This is a genomic window from Niallia sp. Sow4_A1, assembly GCF_052116745.1.
GTDB lineage: Bacteria > Bacillota > Bacilli > Bacillales > Cytobacillaceae > Niallia > Niallia hominis.
The window spans coordinates 1-2154 of sequence record NZ_JBQKKM010000108.1 but is presented as its reverse complement, the minus strand read 5'-3'; the positions used below and the strand labels follow the sequence as shown (position 1 = coordinate 2154).

Genomic DNA, 2154 nt, shown 5'->3' with positions numbered 1-2154 from the left:
TCTGTGATGCCTTCTTCCTTCGAGATAGTAGCCACTGATTCGTTATGTGGTGGCATCATTCGTTTAACAATTGCCTCTTTTTGTTCCTTCGAGTATCGTACTCCATTTTTTCTTTCATATCGATCGACCTCCGTGTTATTTACTTAAAGTATAACACTAAAGTATCGTACGACATCTATCCTAACAGAGGGGGTTACTGAATAGTATTTCTAGAACACTATTATCTTTATCTTCGTTAATTAGTAAGATACTCTTATATATTGATGACAAGAGTTTTATTCCATAATTATTAATAATGTTGCTATCTAAACAAATATTATTTGGTGAAGGAATAGAAAAGCTTATCGGATGATGTTTTTGTAAATAACTGAGTAACGGTTTATGTTCTGACTCTATAGATGAAGAATCAAAATCTTTTGTGTTAAGTAAATAGAAACTTAACTCTCTCTTCTTAGGTATGATTTCTTTAATTTGTTCAATTGGAGTAGTATTTATTGACAGCATTTCATTAGGATCTCTAACCAACGTATTTATTATTTTTTTCTTATAAAAACTAGTTAAAAAAGGACTTATTTTATTGTTTTTTACCGCATCTCTAAAATAATCAATAGCTTGTTGTTTTGGACTTTCTAATAAAAATGCTATTTTTTTATTACCTTTATAACAATAATATCCTTTATTAAATAAGCATAAAAGATCATCGTAATTGTACTGTTCATGTGAATAAATATATATAAAATCTTGATAATCTTGAGAAATATAATAGTATTTAGCAATTACTAATTGTTGGACTAATGATAGATTATCTGGGATTTCAATAACATCTAAATTTGCTATTTTTTCTTTGTTATCAAAGTAAACTGTTCTGTTATCTTGTCCTAGTTTAGCTGCTTCTTCTCTAGATATTTTCTTTAGATTATTCATTTTCACTTCACTATCTTGAATTTCCCAAGATTCCTTTCAGTATTTTCTTTACAGGTGTCCTCTTAGATTTTCAATCTTATATCCCCATTGATTATTATTGTATGTGAATTCGCCGTCTATTATTTAAAGTCCTTCTTTCACTAAACTGCCCCTTTAGCACCATACGAAAAGGCTCGCCTTCTATTTAAGGAAAGCACCCGTTAGTTTAAACAATATATGCTTTTTATTATTGGTATGAACAGGATATTAAGTTCTTCATATTATTTAGGTAGATTTAGTTGCCACGAAACTCCAAAACGGTCATTTAGCCAGCCAAATTTCTTACTGAATCCATAATCTCCTAGTGGCATAAGAGCTTGTCCACCTTCGATCAGTTTCTGATAAATATTGTCAAGTTCTTCTTCGGTATTACAAGTAACATATATTGAGAACGAAGGTGTGAAGGAAAACTGATGTATTACATTACTGTCACTGCACATAAATTCTTGACCTTTTAAGGTGAAAGTAGCCTGCATGACAGTTCCTTCATCCCCACCTTCATTTGCACCATATCGAACAATATTTGTAATTGCTGAATCCTCAATCAGAGATGTGTAAAAAGTCATTGCTTCTTCTGCTTTGCCATCTTGAAACATTAAAAATGGTGTGACCATTTTTTCCATTATAAATCTACTCCTTTTATTATCTATTTTCTAAATTATAATTCAACTTGTATTATAAATCCATTCTCTTACTAACCTGCCCCTATTGTTACAAACGACATTTATTCTTGAAATACGGCTCTGATAAAAACATAAAGAACTGCAATTTTCCCTGCAGTTCTTTCAGAAATACTTCTTATATAATTCTCGTCTTAATTGTCCACTTAGATAAGCGTAAATCCTTGTTGTTTCACTTTTCTCATGCCCCATCAAGTTTTGAATAACTTCTAATGGTGCTCCATTATTAATTAAGGTGGTTGCATAACTATACCTTAATTGGTGCGGATGTATACACTTACTAATTTTTGCTCTTAACGAAATCTGTTTAATGACATATCTCATTTGTGCAACACCCATTCGGTGTGGGGCACGGAGAGTAACAAATAAAGCCTCCTCATTATCTTTTCTTTCCTCTAGAGTATGAGTAAAATGTTTGTGGGAGAATAAATATCCTTTTTGTCTAGTTGGGGGACGATTCCCCCAACTAGACAAAAAGGCCACCAAGCGAGAGCGCGGTAGCTGGAAAAAA

Annotated in this window: 3 protein-coding genes; all 3 read right to left on the bottom strand. The window is 31.9% G+C overall.

What is annotated here, in order from left to right; translation table 11 throughout:
• Window positions 1–180: 180 nt before the first annotated feature.
• Entirely contained in the window at window positions 181–924 is a 744-nt protein-coding gene (locus tag ACTQ5K_RS25335; RefSeq protein ID WP_031540343.1) for a hypothetical protein, read from the bottom strand.
• Window positions 925–1184: 260 nt separating this feature from the next.
• Window positions 1185–1586: a VOC family protein gene (locus tag ACTQ5K_RS25330; RefSeq protein ID WP_031540344.1), complete on the bottom strand. Its 402-nt coding sequence runs from the start codon at window positions 1584–1586 to the stop codon at window positions 1185–1187.
• A 162-nt stretch (window positions 1587–1748) separates the two neighbouring features.
• The coding region (locus tag ACTQ5K_RS25325) for a tyrosine-type recombinase/integrase (RefSeq protein WP_441994445.1) at window positions 1749–2154 on the bottom strand (406 nt) is incomplete at its 5' end.